The organism is Polycladomyces zharkentensis (genome assembly GCF_016938855.1).
GTDB classification, from domain to species: domain Bacteria; phylum Bacillota; class Bacilli; order Thermoactinomycetales; family JIR-001; genus Polycladomyces; species Polycladomyces zharkentensis.
This window is the reverse complement of sequence record NZ_JAFHAP010000008.1, coordinates 290,967-308,686: the sequence shown is the minus strand read 5'-3', so window position 1 is coordinate 308,686 and position 17,720 is coordinate 290,967. Positions and strand designations below refer to the sequence as shown.

Below are 17,720 nucleotides of genomic sequence, written 5' to 3'. Positions count from 1 at the left end.
AGCCTTTATTTAACGGAATCTCCCCCCAATTGACGGGAGTCACTTTGTTCTTCTCCCAAACTCACGTGTGATCGCATATCCGACCGAATCATGCCGAATCGCGGAACAACAATACCCATTGGGTTCTTTTCATGAGAACGTTTCACCGGCTTTTTAAAATAACCTACGCCAAGAACGGAAAGAAACCGCTCATTTTTAACGGGGTTGAATACGCTCAGTATTGTTCTTCACAGCTTTTCACCTGTTCATCTTGATTTTCATCGTAAGACCTTATGCTACGATCAAATTTCCCCCTGCGTTGGACACTTACAAATGCTGTTGGCACCCCAATATTTTCCCATCATGTGTGGCCGTGGCAATCGACTTCATTCTGCTGCAGTATGCATAGCATGCTCCTTCCATTATGTCCCTAATTCGATCGGCAGACGGATTCCTGACACCTTTTGCAGTCTTTTTTGCTCAATCTATATCAACAGCGAGAATGGATGTTTGTGTAGGATAATCAGTTGACGAGAGAAATGGTCGATATCTGTTTCGCCGATTAAGTCAGTCAACTTTTCAACAGTATGTTCCTTATTTATTTCAAACCGGTTTGCAAGATAAACGAATATACCACAGCACGGGGTACCGCCAGCAATTTAAAAAAATCCTACGCTAAGCATTCCTGTAACAAAAGAAGAGGCACTTTGAAAAAAGAAAGTACCTCCTGTTAACATACGGGGTGTCAAGGCCTTGATCCCTGAATAACAAGGAGGTACTCACATGAAGTATAAACAAAATCGGAAATTGGAGCAAATCACAGAATCTAGCCTCATTGTCGGTGCGGATATCGCCAAGAAAGTTCATGTGGCCCGGGCACAGGACTTTCGAGGAATCGAGTACGGATCCCGCTTGACGTTTGAGAACACCCATGCTGGATTCAACCGGCTGATTCGGTGGATTCGAACACTCCAGGCAGAACATGAGAAAACGCACGTCCTTTTTGGATTGGAACCAACCGGCCATTATTGGCTGCCATTAGCTCAGTTTCTTAGAAAACAAGGCATCCAAGTGGTGCTGGTCAATCCCTTACACGTAAAGAAAAGCAAGGAACTTGACGACAATTCACCAACCAAGAACGACGTAAAGGATGCCAAGGTCATCGCTCAGTTGGTTAAAGACGGGCGGTACTCGGAACCTAATGTGCCGACTAGTGTCTATGCCGACCTACGGATTGCCATGATCCAACGGGACCGGTTAACGGAAGATCTCAAGCGAATTAAGAACCGGATGCACCATTGGTTCGATCGGTATTTTCCCGAATACCCGACAGTGTTTAAGGACTGGGAAGGAAAGGCTTCCCTGTACACGCTGAAGCATTTTCCACTTCCCAAGGACATCCTGGAACGGGGAGCGGAAAGGATCGCAGCCGAGTGGAAAACTGTGGTTCAGCGGGCTGTGGGTAGAAAACGTGCCGAATGGTTGGTGCAAACCGCCCGGAATTCCATTGGTTTAACCGAGGGTTTGACGATGGCCCGGATGGAGCTGCAAATGCTTCTGGAGCAATATGAGTTTTTACGTCGGCAAATGGATCAACTCTCCACCAAAATCCAAGAGCTGCTACAGTCCATTCCCGGTACCAGGGAGATGCTGAGTATCCCCTTGATCGGATGGGCGACCGTAGCCGGGTTTCTGTCGGAAGTGGGTCCCTTGACGGCCTATGATCATCCACAACAGGTGATCCGACTGGCAGGATTGAACCTCAAAGAAAACAGTTCCGGACAGCACAAGGGGCGCACTTGCATCACCAAAAGGGGACGACCTCGTCTACGATCTCTGTTGTTTAAAGCCATTCTACCGCTGACAGCCCACAATCCGGAATTTCGGGCATTACATCGGTATCTGACGACGCGTCCGGAAAATCCGCTGAAAAAGATGCAATCCCTGATTGCTCTGTGTTGCAAGTTAATCCGGGTTTTGTTCACACTTGGCAGGCGACAGATGACCTATGATGTTCACAAGATGCTAGGAGACATTCGCTGTTCCCAGATACAGATGGCTGTATAATCTCTGGATTCTTCCCGTTTTACCTTCATCACGGACAAACGAAGCGCGGAGAGCCGGTACGAAAGAGACCATACGGGCATGACCCTGTCGCTAAGTATTCCACTGGCCTCCACCCCTTGGCAGGCTGAACGAAGGAATGTAAGGGCGAAGACCCTGTGAGACATGGGAGGGCACGCCACAAGGGTATAGTGGAGATCCATGCGCGACTATATTTTGGAAAAGGGGTACCTCCCCCTTCTTTACTGCCCACTGGATAGCCAACTCCTTTCTTTCCTTCAAACATCCTCCGTCAAGTGGTTCGTTTGTTCCTTGAAAAAGGGAGAACGAGTGAGGATTCGTGAGATTGGCTTATTTCCTTGAGGGAGCAACCAAGTGAAGCAAAAAGGTATTTTTTTCACTTTAAGACAAAACCCCCGCCGAAATACGGGGGATTGGTTCCTTCGTTTTCTTCTCACGAGTAACAGAATGAATCCCTCTCAGGCCGTCAGATTTTCGTTTTCTCGTGTTTTAAGTACGAAGCAAGGTTGTGGAACGTAACTACCGTCTTCATTCCTGAAATCGTCCGGTATAATTGGGATTTTAGGAAATAATACCTATTTCGTTATTCACCCAAAGGTATGAGTGGGCGAAGGTTGTTCAGACTGGGGACCCGATCCAGAGAAAACTTGTATTCCCCAAGAAAGTTGATGTGGTTCCACCCCAAAGGAGAGATGTGCGACAGCAAGGGTTCCGGGATGGAACGGGTTTTTCTCAATGCTTCTACGGCTTTCGTCAGATAGACCGTATTCCATATGCTGATGGCGTTGATGAGAAGGCTCAACGCACTGGCCCGCTGCAACTGGTCGTTCAGTGCCCGCTCCCGCAGTTCACCGCGTTTCCCGAAGAAAATGGCCCGGGCGAGGGAGTTCATTGACTCACCCTTGTTCAGGCCCCGTTGAACTCGGCGTCGCAAAGCCTTGTCCGACACGTAATCCAAGAGAAAGATCGTTTTTTCGATTCTCCCCATCTCCTGCAGGGCCTTGGATAGTTCATTCTTGCGTTCGTACGACCCGAGCTTTCCCATAAGGAGAGCAGCAGAAACGGTTCCCTGTTGGATGGAGTGTGCCATCCGGAGAACATCGTCATAATTTTTCCGGATGATCGGAGTATGGATTTTATAGCGGAGAAATTCTTTCAATCGGGGGAACTGGTCTGCACTCTCGATCGTAAACAACCGGGCATTATGCAGATCTCGTAGGCGAGGAGCGAAGCGGAACCCGAACAGGTGGGCCAACCCGAAGACTTGATCCGTATACCCCGCTGTGTCCGTATAATGCTCTTCGATTTGAAGATCCGTCTCGTGATTCAGATAACCATCGATTACATACGGTGCTTCCCGGGCTGTGGCGTTAATCACCAGATCGTGAAAAGCCACCTGCTGATCACTGACGAACCGATAAAAGGTGGCCCCTTTTCCGCGGCCATAATGCGGGTTTGTCTCCGCGTGAAGGGAAGAAACCCCAACTTGGACCCTCATCCCGTCTGAGGAGGAAGTGGTCCCGTCACCCCAGTATCGGGCTAAGGGGAGTTTTTGCTGAAATCGGACCAGGACTTTCTGAGCCTGTTTCATGGTGTCGTCGTACAGCCGCCACTGGACGGCGTTGGCCATCTGCCGGTAGGAGATGTCCGGGGTGGCCTCCGACATCTTGGTCAACCCAATATTAGTCCCCATTGCCATCAGTGCTGCCAGCACCACGGCCTTTTCGTCTCCCTTTGGTGGGTGGCCGGTGGAAGCATGGATGAACGCTTCGTCAAAACCCGTCCAGTGGGCTACTTCAGCCAGCAGTTCGGTGAGCTTCACCCGTGGTAGTATCGCATACAGGATGTCGCTTAGTTTCTCTGCCTCCGGGGGTGTTTCTTTTTCCAACCGGTCCACATGGAGACTTCCATCTTCCAGTCGGGCATCTTCCAATCGGTTCAGGTTTTCTGAAACGTATTCCAGGCGTTTCCGAAGCGCCTGTGTCCTTTCCTCAAGATATTCCTCCACCGAAAGAGGAACCGTCAACCGAACGTTTCCGGTGGCACGGACTTGTTCCCATTCCTCTTTAGACACCAGATATTCCTCAAAATCCTTGTGTTGGCGACTTCCCACTACCGATACATCGCCGGAGCGAATCCGGTTGTGCAACTCGGTCATGGTTGCCATCTCGTAATACACTTTGTTGATCCGACCTTGATCATCCATCACATAAGGCAACCATCGGTCTGGAATGAACTCAAGGGGTGCATCCTCGGGAACCTTCCGTTTTCCGGATCGATTCAGGTCTCTGATCACATCAACAGCTTCCAGCAGAGGGGCGGCGGCTTGGGTGGATTGGAATTGCATGGCGTCCAAGAAGGTCGGCGTATACTGCCGCAAGTAGTTGTATCGGTTTTTTACCAAGTCCAGATAATCGTAATTGGCAGGACGGGTCAACTCCCGTGCCTCGTCTCGTTCCTGGGCTAATCGTTCCCACGTGATGGTGGAGGCGATGGCTTCATCCAAATCCTGTCCTTTCTTTTTGGCCTCCAGGAGAACGGTTGTCAAATCCACAAAACGCACAATCTTTTCATTCAGCGCCTTCCCGTTTTGCTTTTGAATCTCATCCTGTGCTTTTCTCCCGCTGGCGTGCAAATTGGCAATTTGCCGGCGGCTGATCTCGATGATCTGGTCAGTGATGTCCTGGCACAGTTCCAGAAGGTAAGCCACCAAAATTGCGTACCGTTTGGGTTCCGGAAACCGGCGGAAGGCTTGCGGATCGTAATTCCGTCCGAGACGGGCCAATTGCCGGAGCCGTTGCGGATGTATTCCCCGTGTGTCCACTTCCAGCCCCAGCTTTAGGATCTGGTTCCGTTGTTCAATGGCCTTTTTGCACGCCCGGGGAGACGATTGACCGGGGTCTTCCTTGATCCAGCCCAGGGGCGTTTTTCCGTTTTCCATTCGGGTCCTGATCAGTTCTTCCAACTGCTTTTTTTGGTTGGACGTCAAGGCGGCGTTCAGAAGACGGTAGATCTTCTCTTCCGCCCGCCGCCGGGTCTCCCAGACCAGGCGTTCCACGGTGGTAATGGCTGGGAGGATGATTTTCCGTTCCCGTAGCCAATTAAGGGCCCAGTAGATCAAGTGCATAGCATGGTCTGTTTCCATTGCCTGAGGAAGCAGAGCTTTGGCTAACTGCCGGTACTCCCTGACCGTAAATGGACGGTATCCGTATTCTTCCCGGATTTCCCGCATATGTTCCCACCGGGTCGTCTCCCGAGTAGCGTAACGCTGGAATGCGTCTAGGTCCACATCGATTTGGTTGGCAATGTAGTGGAGTACCCGGTCGGGGACCTCCTTGATTTCCGATAGCGGCCAACCCGTATGTCGGAGAACGCACAACTGAACGGCAAAGCCGATCCGGTTCTCGTCCCGGCGGCGGCGAATCAGAGCTCGATCCTGCTCCGTTAGTGTGTAATGAGCTCCCAGCTCCCACTCGTCCAAAGTAGGGGAAATTTTCGTAAACTGCTCCCTTTGTTCTTCCGTCAGAAGTTCTCGAGTGCGGCGATACACACTTCACCCCCCTATTCCCAGGAAAGTTGATCAACGGCACGGCGCAGGTCCTGTTCCCTGGTGTGGTATAGATGGCCGTTGTAGCGATGTTCGGGCGCCCGTCGGCAGTCATGTGCCCTGCCAACATGGCAATCACGTCGAGGGATACTCCCTTGATCGCTAATTCATGGCAAAACGTGTGTCGCAATACATGGGGAGTACAATGTTCCAGCCCCGCCCGTTGGCCATATTTCCGCACAACAAACTGAACGGCGCGAGGGGTCATCCGCTCAGACCGGGTGGAAACAAACAGCCAAGGACTTGAGGCAGGTCGAACTTCCAACCACGATTCAAGCGCCTTTCGGACGTCACGGTTCAGTGGCACCTCTCGCCATTTCCCCCCCTTTCCTTGGCGAACGATCACTTTTCCTTTCCGTTCAGACATCTCCACGTCTTCTAGGCGCAGGAGGCACAATTCCTCAACTCGGAGCCCCGTATGCAGGAGTAAGTACACTATTGCGATGTCCCGCGGCTTTCGCCCTTGTTGAACCGCCCGGAGAAGAGCACGTTGCTCTTTACGATCTAGCCATCGGGGAGCTCTTCGACCCTGCTTGACAGGTCGGATGGCACTCCAGGGAGATTCCTTTAACATTTCTTGTTTCACAAGCCAATCGAAGTACCGTTTCAGTGCGATACGGGTCTTGTTAACTGTGGCTGGTTTGGATCGATTCATGAGATACTGTTTATATTCTGCTGCGTCAATTGGCGTTACGTTCTCAGGGTCAAATGTTTCCCCTGTCGTCTCTTCAAACCACCGGATAAACTGATGGATCACTCCCTCGTATGTTTTCAGGGTTTTCTGGCTTCTTCCGTCCGATTTCAGGTCGAATAAAAAATTGGGAATCGTAGGATGCACAAACCGACCTCCTTTGAAAATCATTCTGTGACAAAAATTCCGAGGGATAATCTGCCCTTTGATCGGCGTTCTCTGACGGAACCTCCCTCGATTATATCGTAGAATGGAGTTTCTGCGATGATTTTTCCTCCAAGCAATCGAATCAAAAAAAGTTGATTTTAGTGCTTGACGAATCAAAAATAATTGATGTATATTCGAATCAACAAAAATTGATTTGAGGTGCAACCCCATGATGAACGATTTGGAGCATTGCAGGATTCGGTCGGAGGAAATCCGTCAGAAAGCAAAAATGGTCAGACAAAGTCCGTTTAGACTTCGTAAATGGTTGGAGTGGTTCAAAACCCTTCCCCATGATCCTCGATACCAACAGTACCTGCAAAAACAATTGGCTTGCTGTTCCCAACCGTTTTAATTCCCATGAAAAGGATGATGACCATGATTCTCAAACCCCATGTCGCTATCAACGTCCGAAACCTGGAGCAATCCATTGAATTTTACCGGCACCTATTTGGAGAAGAACCTGTCAAAGTACGTCCGGGTTACGCTAAATTTGACTTGGATGAACCCGCCTTAAACTTCACGTTGAATGAGGGAGGCGAAGTCAACGGCGGGATCAATCATCTTGGGATCCAAGTGGGCTCGACGGAAGAAGTGCTGGCCGCCAAGGAACGACTCAAAAGTGCCGGGTTGGCAACCTTCGACGAGATGGACACCACATGCTGTTACGCACGTCAGGATAAAATCTGGGTGACTAGTCCCGACGGACATCGTTGGGAAGTGTTTGTGGTAAAAGCAGACGCAGATCAATACGGAAAATCCTCCGTTCATTTTGAATCTGGTAGCGCTTGCTGCACCACCAACAACGGTTAACCTTCCGTAAAACCTGGGCAGGGTGCCCGGGTTTTACCCGTGTCAGGAGTAAAGGAGTGAACACCTATGGTTTGCACGAATGAACAATTATCCTTAATCGCTAAGGCTCTATCAGATCCGATTCGGTTGCAGATCATGGACCTGGTAGCCAAAGGGAGCCTTAATGAAACGCCGATCCAAGAATGTTGCACGAAAGGAATGTGCGTCTGTGATATCCAAGAAGCGTTGGATATGAAGCAATCCAAAGTGTCCTATCACCTGAAAGAATTGAAAAACGCCGGCCTTCTTCATGAGCGGAAAGAAGGCAAGTGGCACTATTACGCCGTAAATCAAGATACCCTGGAATGCTTTTGTCGGGAGTTGAATGACCGTTTTTTCTTAAATCTCCTTCATACGGAAGCGAAGGTGAAATGAATGAGCTATGATTGGGTCGTCCGGAAAGCGGAAGAAAAAGATATCCCCCGGATCCGAGACATCTACAACCAAGGGATTGAAGATCGGATTGCCACATTAGAGGAGCAGCCCAAAACCATGGAAGAGATGAACCAATGGTTTCACCAAAGATCCCCCCGATACGTTGTGCTGGTCGCAGAGCTCAACGGTGAAGTTCAGGGATGGGCTTCACTCAATCCGTATTCTCATCGGTGTGCTTATGCAGGGGTGGCAGATGTTTCCGTTTATATCGATCGAAACTGGCGGGGAAAAGGAGTCGGTTCCCGACTTTTGCGGGTGTTGGAGGAAAAGGCGAAGGAAAACGGCTTTTTCAAAATGGTGCTGTTTACTTTTCCCTTTAACCATCTCGGCCAAGGTTTGTATCGGAAAATGGGCTTCCGAGAAGTAGGAGTGTTTCAAAACCAAGGAAAGCTGGACGGCCAGTTCGTTGATGTGATGGCGATGGAAAAATTGTTGTTGGAGGAGACAGAATAAACCGCACCCAGTAAGGGGGTGCGGTTTTCTTTTTCAAAGGCTTTGGCTCCAGTCAACAGAAGCTTCACCTTCAAGAAATCTTTCGCAGTCGATCGCAGCCATGCAACCCGTTCCAGCGGCGGTAATCGCTTGACGGTAAACTCGATCCTGTACGTCACCGCAGGCAAAGACGCCTTCGACGCTGGTTCGGGTGCTGCCGGGTTCTACTTGAATGTAGCCGAGTTCATCCGTTTTCAGCTGGCCGTTCAGGAAGGCGGTGTTGGGGCGGTGGCCAATCGCGACGAAGATGCCATCTACCTCGATGAGTTCCTCTTGGCCAGTTTCCTTGTTATGCACTTTCAATCCTTTAACCCCGCCCTCTTCCTTAGATACGACCTCAACTGGTACTCGATTCATTGCCCACTTGATCTTCGGGTTTTTCTTAGCGCGATCCTGCATGATCTTGGAGGCGCGCAGTTGATCACGTCGGTGGACGACGATCACTTCGGTGGCAAACTTCGTTAAGAAATTAGCTTCTTCCATGGCAGAGTCGCCTCCACCGACAACTGCGACCTTTTTGCCCCGGTAAAAGAAACCATCACAAGTGGCACAGGTGGAAACACCCTGCCCCAGGTTCTCCTTCTCCCCAGGGATTCCAAGCAATTTTGCCGATGCACCGGTAGAGATGATTAAGGATTCGGTTTCCAGTTCGCCCAAACCGTACACCGAAAGTTTGAAGGGGCGCTTCGACAGATCCACCTCAGTCACCCAACCTCGTTTGAACTCGGCTCCGAAGCGCTCCGCTTGTTTTCGCATATTATCCATCAATTCCGGGCCCAGGATGCCGTCCGGGAAGCCCGGGAAGTTTTCCACTTCGGTAGTGGTGGTCAACTGTCCACCTGGTTCCTGCCCCTCGATCACGAGGGGTTTCATATTGGCACGAGCCAGATAAATGGCCGCCGTCAGGCCAGCCGGTCCAGTTCCCAATACGATTACTTTGTGCATAAACAGTTTCCTCCAAGGAAGCTTTTTATTATTAAGCGGATATTGATCGTCGGTTGGGGAGATGGTATGATCCGTTTAGCTCTCCTTTGTTTCTTCTGCAAACCGTCGAATCCGTTCTTCGATCTCATCCCTGACACGACGGAATACTTCCCACACTTCTTCTTCCGTCCCCTGGGCTTTGGCTGGATCATCAAACCCCCAATGATCACGGTGAACGTGAGGAGGTGTCATCGGGCATTTATCATTTGCATCCCCGCAGAGGGTGATAACGTGGTCCGCTTTATTAAGCAATTCGGGATCGATGGTATCAGAAGTTTGGTTGGAGATATCAATACCTTTTTCAGCCATTACTTTGACTGCTTTTGGGTTTAGTCCATGTGCTTCAATTCCCGCACTGTATACCTCGAAACGATCACCTAAGTATTTCTTCCCAAATCCTTCAGCCATCTGACTGCGGCATGAGTTTCCGGTACACAAGAAATAAATGATCTTTTTTTTCATGGATGGAACCTCCTGTTTTATTTAGACCTCGGCTTGTTTTTGCCTAAAGTATTTCCGTTGGAACCAAAATGCTACGTTTACCAGTCCGATCAAGACAGGTACTTCTACGAGAGGACCGATGACAGCGGCAAAAGCAGCTCCGGATTGAATACCAAAAACGCCGATGGCTACCGCAATAGCCAATTCAAAGTTATTGCTTGCAGCGGTAAACGAGAGGGATACCGTTTTGGAGTAATCTGCCCCAACTTTTTTCCCCAGATAAAACGAAACGAGAAACATCACAACAAAGTAAATCAGAAGAGGGATTGCAATTCGAATCACATCCAACGGTAATCGGAGTACCAATTCGCCTTTTAAGGAAAACATGACAATGATCGTAAACAGCAGCGCTATCAGTGTAATCGGGCTGATGACCGGAATGAATGTAGTTTCGTACCACTCACGCCCCTTCACTTTCACCAACGTAAGCCGGGTAATCATACCGGCTAAGAAGGGAACTCCTAAATAGATCAACACACTTTTAGCAATTTGCCCCATGGTAATATTCATAATTGCTCCCTCTAAGCCTAACCATTTCGGGATAACCGTGACAAAAATATAAGCGTAAACGGAATAGAAAAGGATTTGGAAAATCGAATTAAAGGCTACCAAACCCGCAGCGTATTCCCTATTTCCATTCGCCAAGTCATTCCATACGATGACCATCGCAATACATCTGGCAAGGCCGATGAGAATGAGACCAATCATATATTGCGGCTCATCTCGTAAAAACAGAATGTCCAATACGAACATCAAAACAGGTCCGATGACCCAGTTCTGTATCAGAGATAAACCAAGAATTCGGAAGTTACGAAATACCTGTCCCAGTTCCTCATAACGCACTTTGGCTAGAGGGGGATACATCATAAGAATCAATCCGATGGCAATCGGAATCGATGTGGTTCCCACCTGAAAACCTGTCAAGACCTTCACCATACCCGGAAAAAGATAACCGGATCCGATACCAATAACCATGGCAAGAAAGATCCATAACGTTAGATACCGATCTAAAAATGAGAGTCTTCTCATCACACCGCTCACTTAAGACACAACCTTTCCAAAGGATGATGATCGGAACTTATCAGTCGCATAAAACTTTGAGGCCTTTCTTTTTTAGCTGCTCGATCTCTTCAGAAGCATTCGGTAAAGACTGAAGAACTTGCTCAAAGAATGGGTACATCGACCCATCCAAGGAATAAAAAACCCATTGCCCCTGGCGGCGCTCCTTCACCAACTTAGCACTTTTCAACCTACGCATGTGTTGGGAAACGGCGGGTTGGCTGATATTCAATATCTCTACCAGTTCACAGACACACAAATCCTCTTCCTTCAATAGCGCCAGAATCTGTAGGCGTGTTTTGTCTCCAAGTGCCTTATGGCATTCTGCGAGAAGATGAATATCCATCCTCATCACCCCATGTATATATAAGCATATGCTTATTAGTGTTGTCAAAAGTAATTCTGCAGGAAATTGATTACATATGATTTTTACTTTGCCCCTGATGACAGCTTCGCTGGTATTGCCCCTATGACGTTACCTCTCACCAGTTCAAAGCCCCCGTTGTCTTAAAGTGGAAAATCGGCGTTGTTTGCCTCATGCTGGTTGCTTAGCGTAGGATTTTTTTAAATTGCTGGCGGTACCCCTGGTTAAAAAAACCTGTGTTTAAACCCTGGATTAATGCGGTATACTATTCAATAGATTAGTTGAATAGTTGAATAAGGGGAGGTGAATGTTGTGAATTTAGATTCGCGTATGTTTAAGGACGCAGTATATGCCCAATTTGCCCGGATCGGCAAAGCTTTATCCAGCCCCCGTAGACTGGAACTTCTCGATTTGTTGTCTCAAAGCCCCAAAACCGTTGAGACATTGTCTCGAGAAACAGGCATGAGTGTCGCCAATGTGTCTCAGCATCTACAAACCCTTCTGGAAGCCCGCTTGGTTCGATTTCAAAAGAAAGGTAATTACGCCATTTACCGATTATCCGATCCGAAAATCAACCGATTACTTCTTTTGATGCAAGAACTTGGCGAAGACTTATTGGCCGAAGTAAAGCAACTTCGGGATGAGTTTCTAGCCAATCACGATGCACTGGAACCGATCCGAATCGACGAATTAAAGTCTCGGCTCCAAAATGAGGATCTGGTATTGATTGATGTTCGTCCCAGGGAAGAATACGAATTCGCCCATATTCCGGGAGCCTTGTCCATACCAGTAAAAGAGTTGGAACAACATCTGTCCCGACTTCCACGGGATAAAAAAATTGTAGCTTATTGCCGAGGACGCTATTGTGTTTATGCAGCTGAAGCCGTCCAACGGTTTCGTTCCCATGGTATCGAGGCGATTCGTTTGGAGGATGGAGTACGAGAATGGAAAGAGCTTCAGACCACTTCTTGATAAAGCATACAGGGAGGTTTTACGATGATCTTTCGTCAATACTTACACACGAATCCGATTGCTATTTCCTATCTGTTTGGATGTGGTAGCAAAGCGCAAGGGGTTGTAGTGGATCCTGTGGAAGACATAGACCTTTATATTGAGGAAGCCAAAAAACTGGGCTTGAACATTGAATATGTCTTTGATACACACCTGCATGCAGACCATGTTTCCGGGGGAAGAAAATTGGCCGAACAAACCGGTGCCAAATACATCCTGCACCGTTCTGCGGATGTTCAATATGACTTTACCCCGGTGGATGACGGGGATGAAATCATGGCGGGAAATACCAAAATCAAGATCTTGCATACACCCGGTCACACTCCGGAACACATTTCCCTTTTGGTATCGGATACCCCGAGAGGGGATGAGCCCTGGTTTGTTGTAACGGGCCATACGCTGATGGTTGGAGATGTCGGACGTACGGAACTTGCATCCTCCTTGGAAAAAGGGGCTGGAGATTTGTACGACAGTCTGTTTAATAAACTGATGAAATTAGATGACCACATTGAAATATATCCTGGAGCCTATTCGGGATCTGTCTGCGGCCGGTTCTTAAGCGGCAAACCTTCTTCGACCATCGGTTTTGAAAAGCGGCTGAACAAGGCCCTGCAAATACAATCCAAAGAAGAGTTTGTAGAATTCATGACCAAAGATATCCCCCCGAAGCCGGAGAACTATGAAAAAATCCGGAAAATCAATGAGGGAAAGGCAAATTAATAAAGGGAAGGCCCCAAAATCGGGGCCTTCTTCAAATCCAGCAGTTGGAGGAAGGTTTGATGAAATATCCAGAAACACGAGAACAAGTAAAAATTGGCTTAAAGGAAAATTTCGCGTTGTTTGCCTTGCTAGTCGTGATTAATCTGTTTGTCGGATCCATGGTCGGCTTGGAACGGACGGTTCTTCCACTTATCGGAGAAAAAGTTTTTGGTCTAGCGTCTACAAGCGCCGCTCTGTCGTTTATCGTCAGTTTTGGTTTCACCAAAGCCATTGTTAATTTCCTGGCCGGCCGGATTGCCGATTGGATAGGACGAAAGCAAGTATTGGTCACTGGCTGGATCATTGGACTGTTTGTGCCTTTGATCGTCATATGGGCGGACTCCTGGTGGTGGGTCGTCTTTGCCAACGTCCTCTTGGGGATCAATCAAGGGCTGACTTGGTCCATGACCGTCAACATGAAAGTGGATCTGGTTACCGCTAAACAAAGAGGATTGGCCATCGGTCTGAATGAATTCGCGGGATATATCGGCGTTGCTTTGACCACCGTCCTTTCCGGATATATCGCCTCGCAATATGATCTGCGACCGGAACCTTTTTATCTTGGTATCGGTTTTGTAGGAATCGGGTTGATATTGTCCCTCATGGTAAAGGACACCGGCAAACATCTGAAACTACAGTCCCGTCAACAAGAACTAACGAAATCGGATCAACAGATGTCAACCGGCAACGTGTTCCGGCAAACCACGTGGAAGGATCCAACACTGTCCACCTGCAGCTTCGCCGGTTTGTCCACCAATTTGAAAGACGGCATGGCCTGGGGATTGTTTCCGCTGTTCTTCGCCTCGGCGGGTTTGGCTGTCGGAAAAATCGGGATTATCGTCGCTCTCTATCCAGCTGCGTGGGGCTTTTTCCAGTTGTTTACGGGAGTGCTGAGCGACCGGATCGGCCGCAAATGGATGATCGCTTCCGGCATGTGGCTGCAGGCCTTGTCCATCTGGTGGATTCTGTTTACGGACTCTTTTGTTTCGTGGATTATTGGAGCAATATTATTGGGGTTGGGTACTGCCATGGTCTATCCTACGTTGCAAGCGGCGATCAGCGATGTGGCTCACCCGGAATGGAGGGCGTCAGCCATGGGAGTGTACCGCCTTTGGCGGGACAGCGGTTACGCGTTCGGGGCTCTGATGGCAGGGATCCTTGCCGATGTATTGAACATCTCTTGGGCGATCGGTATGGTGGCGTTATTACCCTTGCTGGCAGGATTAACGATAGCCTTTCGCATGAAAGAGACATTGAAACTTAGTAAACATCCTGGTTCTTTAAAGAACCGGGAGACTGCTGAAAGGTGACAGGCTAGTAGTCTCAAACCCACCGGAGCCACTCTGGTAAAGAGTGGCCCCTGATTTTGTTAAAGATACGATTCAACCCACGATTTTAAGAGCTCTTTTGGTTTGTAGCCAACCGTTGTCCCCAGTTCAATGCTGCCCCGGAACAGCTTCAACGTGGGGACGCTCATGACACCGTATCGACTGGCGGTATACGGGTTTTCATCGACATTTAGCTTGGCGATGGTGACGCGATCACCTAACTCTTGTGCCAGTTCCTCCAGAATGGGAGCCAGCATTCGGCATGGCCCGCACCACGGCGCCCAGAAGTCAACCAAAACGGGCTTCGGTTGATCAATTGTTTGGTCAAAATTCCGATCGGTAACGATCACAACGGACATGGTCAAGGACCTCCTTTAGTTTCCTAAATACCCATAGGGGTATATTAACGAAGATGTTGACAAAAGGCAAGTATACCTTGCCGTTGATTGGCTGAAAAATAAGATTGTCCGAGATAGTGGTTGTTAAGGAGCGGCAGGCCCATATCAAGGTTGATCGGTTTTTTATCACGATATATAATACCGATACCGGTATATGTATTTTTCCCGAAAAGAAAGGAGAAGCATTGAAAGCCATGACGTTGACCGAAGCGTTGACATTGTTTGCTATCGGGTTTGTCGGCTCTTTTATCAGCGGATTATTAGGAATTGGAGGAGCGATCATCAATTATCCTTTATTACTATACATCCCTGTTCTCTTTGGAGTAGCGGCCTATTCGGCGCAGGAGGTCTCGGCTGTGATTGCCGTGCAGGTTTTCTTCACAACATTAATAGGCGTATGGGCATATCGGAAGGACCGATACATTCATCCCAAACTGGTTACCTACATGGGAACGGCGATCATCATTGGCAGTTTTCTCGGCGGGTACGGTTCAAAATATCTGGCCAATGAAGTCATCAACTTCATCTACGCCATACTGGCGGCGATCGCAGCTGTGATGATGTTCATTCCAAGACCAGAACGCGACGTCCATTCCGACGAGGTGGCGTTTTCCAAATCGATTTCCGTCCTTTCCGCTTTTATTGTGGGTCTGCTGTCTGGGATTGTCGGTGCGGGGGGAGCGTTTATCCTGATCCCGATCATGTTGGTGATCCTGAACATTCCCACCCGTGTGGCGATCGCCTCGTCGATGGCCATTACGTTCATCTCGTCCATTGGCGCGACGGTGGGGAAGGTGTTTACCGGCCATTTGTATTTCTGGCCCTCGGTGATCATGGTTATCGCCAGTACGTTAGCTTCGCCCCTTGGCGTGCGTGTCGCCAAGCGTGTCAACGCTAAGGTATTGAAGTGGATTTTGGCCGCTTTGATTTTGGCGACCGCCATTAAAATCTGGTATGACATTCTCTTTTAAAGTCGAAAGAGGGAGGAATTGTAATGGCCAATCGGAAGTTCTGGGAAAGTCGTTTTGCGCAAGAAGCGTACGCATATGGAACGGAGCCCAACGCCTTTGTGCGGCAAGTGGCACCGCAACTGACCAAGGGCCGTACATTGGCCGTGGCCGACGGGGAGGGGCGAAACGCGTATACCTCGCCGAACAAGGCCACGAGGTGACCATGTGGGACTATGCCCAATCCGGTCTTGAAAAGTGTCGGCGGCTGGCCGCATCGCGCGGTGTGCGGGTGACGACGGAGTGGGTCGACGTAACGAAAGCCAAATGGCCGGAGGCGCACTTTGATGTTGTCGTTTGCACCTACCTACACCTGCCCGCGCCACAGCGCCAGGCGGTGCTCAGCTTCATGGCCTCCGCGATCAAACCGGGAGGCCACTTGGTAATGGAAGTCTTTTCACTGCACCAGGTCCAGTATGGTACCGGAGGGCCGGCGGATCCAACACTCCTGTATCATCCGGCTGAGTTTTGGTTTTCCTTTTCGTCATGGCGGATCAAGCATTGGTACTGGGGCGAGGTCGAACGGAAAGAAGGGCTTTACCATAACGGCACGAGCCACGTCATTCAGTGCTGGCTACAACGGCCGGAAGACTAACCAAAACAGCGTTTCGCCCTGCGGGAAAAACAGGTTCATCTGCCAACCGCCCATTCCCGCCCATTTATACCGTTTCACAAGGGCAAATTTGGATGCCAGGCTCCGCGCATCCTCAAACCACACTACGTGCTTCTGCCCGTTTACGGCGTATTGGTAATACGGCGTACGCGAACGGTGATCGAACCGAATCGTCGCCCCGTGATCGATCGCCTGTTCAAGTGCTTTCTGCTGGGAGAGCGCCCGTCCTTTTCCGGTCGCCAGGTTCCAGTCGTACCCGTACATGGGGATACCCAAATAGAGCTTTTTGAGCGAAATAACCTTGGACGCATACGCCATCGTGGCCATTACTTGCGGGTACGGAGCGACAGGCCCGGGGCCGGTGAAGGGGGGAATATACCAGTCGTAGGCCATCACAAACACGCGGTTGGCGTATTTCCCAATAGCACGGTAGTCGTACGCGCCGGCGTGAGTGGGCATGTCGGCCCTCTGTTTGGGAGGCACAGAAACGGCGATTTCCATCCCGGAGCGACGCAGCTTCGCGCTGAGGTCGCGGAGGAACTGCGTGTACAGCACACGGTCTTTCGGCTTTAGCCCTTCAATGTCCAGCATGACCCCCGGAAAGCCGTTCGCCTTGAGTAAGTGCCAAATACTGTCGACGAGGGTGCGCCGTCTGGCCGGATCGGAAAGGATGTGCCGGATGTGCTCATCGTCAAATCCTTTGTTCGTCAAATTGGTTACCACAGGATAGGGCCATTGGCCCTGCTTACGCAATAGGGTGGTGGCAGGGCCGAAGGAACGCACCTGCAACGAACCATTTGCGTTGATACGCACATCAAAAAGCCCCACGCGACGGACCATCGAGCGGTAGCGGGCGAGCAAGGCGCGGTCTTTCGCATCGTTGCCCGAGGGCACAAAAAACAGCCCCGCATCGATTGGCGATCGTGCCGGTTGCGGAATGCGGATGCGCTCTCCGCTAACAAGGGAGTGCTCGGCGCGCAGGTCGTTTGCGTGACCCAGCGGGCTAACGGCCATGCCGTGCCGCATGGCCAGTTCCCACAGTGTGTCGCCGGAACGCACGGGTAGCGACGAACGCGGCACAATCAACGCTTGACCGGGGGTCAAATGGGGGCGAGAAAGCCCGTTTAGTTGCGCAAGGCGTTTCCACGTCGTGCCGTGGCGCTTGGCGATGACGGAAAGGGTATCGCCTAGTTGCACCACGTCGATGGCCCAGCCGTCAGTCTTTTGTGCAGCCGCCGAAGGGACTGCAAAAGCGGTTACCACGACCAAAACCAAGAGGCGACACCATACACGTCGCATCATCGTCGGAAACCTCCTATCCGAATAACGGTGCTGCACATATCTTTTTCTT

General features: G+C 49.9%; 17 protein-coding genes and 1 pseudogene. 10 read left to right on the top strand and 8 right to left on the bottom strand.

Going from position 1 to position 17,720, the window contains the following annotated elements; all coding sequences use genetic code 11:
• The first annotated feature begins 762 nt into the window (after positions 1–762).
• The gene (locus JQC72_RS08660; RefSeq protein WP_205494791.1) at positions 763–2,046 is read left to right on the top strand and encodes an IS110 family RNA-guided transposase; all 1,284 of its coding nucleotides are present in this window, start codon (positions 763–765) and stop codon (positions 2,044–2,046) included.
• 601 nt (positions 2,047–2,647) lie between these two features.
• On the opposite strand, the gene JQC72_RS08655 is transcribed toward JQC72_RS08660, so the two are convergent.
• On the bottom strand, positions 2,648–5,614 hold the full coding sequence (locus JQC72_RS08655; protein WP_205494789.1) for a Tn3 family transposase: 2,967 nt from the start codon (positions 5,612–5,614) through the stop codon (positions 2,648–2,650).
• A gap of 121 nt (positions 5,615–5,735) precedes the next feature.
• A pseudogene (locus JQC72_RS08650) lies at positions 5,736–6,533 on the bottom strand (tyrosine-type recombinase/integrase); the annotation flags it as partial.
• 411 nt (positions 6,534–6,944) lie between these two features.
• Here JQC72_RS08650 and JQC72_RS08645 point away from each other — a divergent pair.
• The 3 genes from JQC72_RS08645 to JQC72_RS08635 all read left to right on the top strand — a co-directional run bounded on the left by JQC72_RS08645 (position 6,945) and on the right by JQC72_RS08635 (position 8,306).
• The gene (locus JQC72_RS08645) at positions 6,945–7,379 is read left to right on the top strand and encodes an ArsI/CadI family heavy metal resistance metalloenzyme (RefSeq protein ID WP_302104624.1); all 435 of its coding nucleotides are present in this window, start codon (positions 6,945–6,947) and stop codon (positions 7,377–7,379) included.
• 66 nt (positions 7,380–7,445) lie between these two features.
• Positions 7,446–7,793 (top strand): ArsR/SmtB family transcription factor, encoded by a 348-nt coding sequence (locus JQC72_RS08640; protein ID WP_205494788.1) that lies wholly within the window; start codon positions 7,446–7,448, stop codon positions 7,791–7,793.
• A complete protein-coding gene (locus JQC72_RS08635; protein ID WP_205494787.1) occupies positions 7,794–8,306 on the top strand; it encodes an arsinothricin resistance N-acetyltransferase ArsN1 family A in 513 nt (170 codons plus the stop codon). It abuts the gene before it with no gap.
• A 33-nt stretch (positions 8,307–8,339) separates the two neighbouring features.
• On the opposite strand, the gene trxB is transcribed toward JQC72_RS08635, so the two are convergent.
• The 4 genes from trxB to JQC72_RS08615 all read right to left on the bottom strand — a co-directional run bounded on the left by trxB (position 8,340) and on the right by JQC72_RS08615 (position 11,235).
• The gene (gene trxB / locus JQC72_RS08630) at positions 8,340–9,290 is read right to left on the bottom strand and encodes a thioredoxin-disulfide reductase (RefSeq protein WP_205494786.1); all 951 of its coding nucleotides are present in this window, start codon (positions 9,288–9,290) and stop codon (positions 8,340–8,342) included.
• A 75-nt stretch (positions 9,291–9,365) separates the two neighbouring features.
• On the bottom strand, positions 9,366–9,791 hold the full coding sequence (arsC, locus tag JQC72_RS08625; protein ID WP_205494785.1) for an arsenate reductase (thioredoxin): 426 nt from the start codon (positions 9,789–9,791) through the stop codon (positions 9,366–9,368).
• 21 nt (positions 9,792–9,812) lie between these two features.
• Positions 9,813–10,859, bottom strand: coding sequence for an ACR3 family arsenite efflux transporter (gene arsB, locus JQC72_RS08620; RefSeq protein ID WP_205495332.1), 1,047 nt, complete (start codon positions 10,857–10,859; stop codon positions 9,813–9,815).
• Between the two features lie 52 nt (positions 10,860–10,911).
• Entirely contained in the window at positions 10,912–11,235 is a 324-nt protein-coding gene (locus JQC72_RS08615) for an ArsR/SmtB family transcription factor (RefSeq protein WP_205494784.1), read from the bottom strand.
• A gap of 348 nt (positions 11,236–11,583) precedes the next feature.
• On the opposite strand from JQC72_RS08615, the gene JQC72_RS08610 reads away from it, so the two are divergent.
• The 3 genes from JQC72_RS08610 to JQC72_RS08600 are packed head-to-tail and all read left to right on the top strand — an operon-like array spanning position 11,584 to position 14,333.
• On the top strand, positions 11,584–12,225 hold the full coding sequence (locus tag JQC72_RS08610; RefSeq protein WP_205495331.1) for an ArsR/SmtB family transcription factor: 642 nt from the start codon (positions 11,584–11,586) through the stop codon (positions 12,223–12,225).
• A 24-nt stretch (positions 12,226–12,249) separates the two neighbouring features.
• Entirely contained in the window at positions 12,250–12,984 is a 735-nt protein-coding gene (locus JQC72_RS08605) for an MBL fold metallo-hydrolase (protein WP_205494783.1), read from the top strand.
• Positions 12,985–13,043: 59 nt separating this feature from the next.
• Entirely contained in the window at positions 13,044–14,333 is a 1,290-nt protein-coding gene (locus JQC72_RS08600) for an MFS transporter (protein WP_205494781.1), read from the top strand.
• 59 nt (positions 14,334–14,392) lie between these two features.
• Here JQC72_RS08600 and trxA read toward each other — a convergent pair whose 3' ends face one another.
• Positions 14,393–14,710, bottom strand: coding sequence for a thioredoxin (trxA, locus tag JQC72_RS08595; protein ID WP_205494779.1), 318 nt, complete (start codon positions 14,708–14,710; stop codon positions 14,393–14,395).
• Positions 14,711–14,943: 233 nt separating this feature from the next.
• Between trxA and JQC72_RS08590 the strand changes: the two genes are divergently transcribed.
• From JQC72_RS08590 to JQC72_RS08585, 3 genes are read left to right on the top strand one after another with little or no spacing between them, the layout of a single operon-like run.
• Positions 14,944–15,720 (top strand): sulfite exporter TauE/SafE family protein, encoded by a 777-nt coding sequence (locus tag JQC72_RS08590; protein ID WP_205495330.1) that lies wholly within the window; start codon positions 14,944–14,946, stop codon positions 15,718–15,720.
• 23 nt (positions 15,721–15,743) lie between these two features.
• Positions 15,744–15,920 (top strand): hypothetical protein, encoded by a 177-nt coding sequence (locus JQC72_RS16505; protein WP_302104621.1) that lies wholly within the window; start codon positions 15,744–15,746, stop codon positions 15,918–15,920.
• 2 nt (positions 15,921–15,922) lie between these two features.
• Positions 15,923–16,351 carry a class I SAM-dependent methyltransferase gene (locus JQC72_RS08585; protein WP_302104619.1) on the top strand — a complete coding sequence of 143 codons (429 nt, stop codon included), beginning with the start codon at positions 15,923–15,925 and terminating at the stop codon, positions 16,349–16,351.
• Here JQC72_RS08585 and JQC72_RS08580 read toward each other — a convergent pair.
• Positions 16,331–17,671: a glycosyl hydrolase family 18 protein gene (locus tag JQC72_RS08580; protein ID WP_205494777.1), complete on the bottom strand. Its 1,341-nt coding sequence runs from the start codon at positions 17,669–17,671 to the stop codon at positions 16,331–16,333. The genes JQC72_RS08585 and JQC72_RS08580 overlap by 21 nt on opposite strands.
• Positions 17,672–17,720: the final 49 nt, after the last annotated feature.

Excerpts from the sequence above, each read along its gene's own strand:
- JQC72_RS08660 (WP_205494791.1), top strand. The coding sequence starts at position 763 with ATGAAGTATAAACAAAATCGGAAATTGGAGCAAATCACAGAATCTAGC.
- JQC72_RS08645 (WP_302104624.1), top strand. The coding sequence starts at position 6,945 with ATGATTCTCAAACCCCATGTCGCTATCAACGTCCGAAACCTGGAGCAA.
- JQC72_RS08640 (WP_205494788.1), top strand. The coding sequence starts at position 7,446 with ATGGTTTGCACGAATGAACAATTATCCTTAATCGCTAAGGCTCTATCA.
- JQC72_RS08635 (WP_205494787.1), top strand. The coding sequence starts at position 7,794 with ATGAGCTATGATTGGGTCGTCCGGAAAGCGGAAGAAAAAGATATCCCC.
- trxB (WP_205494786.1), bottom strand. The coding sequence starts at position 9,290 with ATGCACAAAGTAATCGTATTGGGAACTGGACCGGCTGGCCTGACGGCG.
- arsC (WP_205494785.1), bottom strand. The coding sequence starts at position 9,791 with ATGAAAAAAAAGATCATTTATTTCTTGTGTACCGGAAACTCATGCCGC.
- arsB (WP_205495332.1), bottom strand. The coding sequence starts at position 10,859 with ATGAGAAGACTCTCATTTTTAGATCGGTATCTAACGTTATGGATCTTT.
- JQC72_RS08615 (WP_205494784.1), bottom strand. The coding sequence starts at position 11,235 with ATGGATATTCATCTTCTCGCAGAATGCCATAAGGCACTTGGAGACAAA.
- JQC72_RS08610 (WP_205495331.1), top strand. The coding sequence starts at position 11,584 with ATGTTTAAGGACGCAGTATATGCCCAATTTGCCCGGATCGGCAAAGCT.
- JQC72_RS08605 (WP_205494783.1), top strand. The coding sequence starts at position 12,250 with ATGATCTTTCGTCAATACTTACACACGAATCCGATTGCTATTTCCTAT.
- JQC72_RS08600 (WP_205494781.1), top strand. The coding sequence starts at position 13,044 with ATGAAATATCCAGAAACACGAGAACAAGTAAAAATTGGCTTAAAGGAA.
- trxA (WP_205494779.1), bottom strand. The coding sequence starts at position 14,710 with ATGTCCGTTGTGATCGTTACCGATCGGAATTTTGACCAAACAATTGAT.
- JQC72_RS08590 (WP_205495330.1), top strand. The coding sequence starts at position 14,944 with ATGACGTTGACCGAAGCGTTGACATTGTTTGCTATCGGGTTTGTCGGC.
- JQC72_RS16505 (WP_302104621.1), top strand. The coding sequence starts at position 15,744 with ATGGCCAATCGGAAGTTCTGGGAAAGTCGTTTTGCGCAAGAAGCGTAC.
- JQC72_RS08585 (WP_302104619.1), top strand. The coding sequence starts at position 15,923 with ATGTGGGACTATGCCCAATCCGGTCTTGAAAAGTGTCGGCGGCTGGCC.
- JQC72_RS08580 (WP_205494777.1), bottom strand. The coding sequence starts at position 17,671 with ATGATGCGACGTGTATGGTGTCGCCTCTTGGTTTTGGTCGTGGTAACC.